This is a genomic window from Vibrio sp. 1078-1, assembly GCF_033340475.1.
The window spans coordinates 1-861 of the sequence record NZ_JAWOWM010000173.1 but is presented as its reverse complement, the minus strand read 5'-3'; the positions used below and the strand labels follow the sequence as shown (position 1 = coordinate 861).

Annotated in this window: 1 protein-coding gene and 1 pseudogene; both read left to right on the top strand. The window is 47.6% G+C overall.

What is annotated here, in order from left to right:
- On the top strand, window positions 1–680 hold a 680-nt coding region (locus tag R7190_RS26400; RefSeq protein WP_318137743.1), incomplete at its 5' end, for a sensor histidine kinase.
- A gap of 20 nt (window positions 681–700) precedes the next feature.
- Window positions 701–861, top strand: a pseudogene (locus R7190_RS26395) (DNA-binding response regulator); the annotation flags it as partial.

The following is an 861-nucleotide window of genomic DNA, read 5'->3' as shown; positions in this document are numbered from 1 at the left end:
CGATTGTCGGGGAAATTGGCAGCAGTCTGGCTCATGAATTAAATCAACCGCTGGCAGCCATTCGTAATTACAGTGAAGGTGGGTTACTGCGTCTTGCAAAGAAGCGTCCGCATGAAGATATTGTGCCTGTGCTAGAGAAAATACAGGGGCAAGTGGAACGAGCCGATGCCATCATTCAGCGTTTAAGAACGTTGATACGCAAACGCAGTGTTGATAAGACACCATGCGATATTCAAGCCTTGATTGCAGACACCATTGAGCTGCTTCATTTTCGAATGCAAAAGCAGAACGTCGCCATTGTGACTAGCGTTGAAGGAGAGATACGTTCTCTACTGGCAGACTCCGTGGGCGTTCAGCAGGTTTTGGTTAATGTGATCAACAACGCCATTGATGCGTGTGCTTTGTTTCAGGAGAAATACCACTCGTCGGGCTACCAAGGTAAAATTGCCCTGCATGGTGACTACCAAGCTAACCAGCTTTCTATTCGCATATTGGATAACGGCACTGGGTTACAGCAAGATAATCCGACCCAAGCTTTTGTGAGCTCTAAAGCCGAAGGACTTGGGTTAGGGCTGGCGATTTGTCGTGACGTAATGGAAATGCACGGCGGCGAGTTTCTCATTGCTTCGACCACGCCGCACGGCTGTTTGGTTGAGCTTGTGTTTCCTTATCAAAACTAATCGGTATTTAGGAGCAGTTAATGATCAGCAGTGAAAAGCAGCTGCCTGTTTATGTGGTTGACGATGACGAATCGGTACGTGATTCGCTGGCTTTTATGCTGGAGGAGCATGACTTTAACGTGACGACTTTTGCTGATGGGCAATCTTTTCTCGACGAAGTGAACATTCATCAGGCCGGATG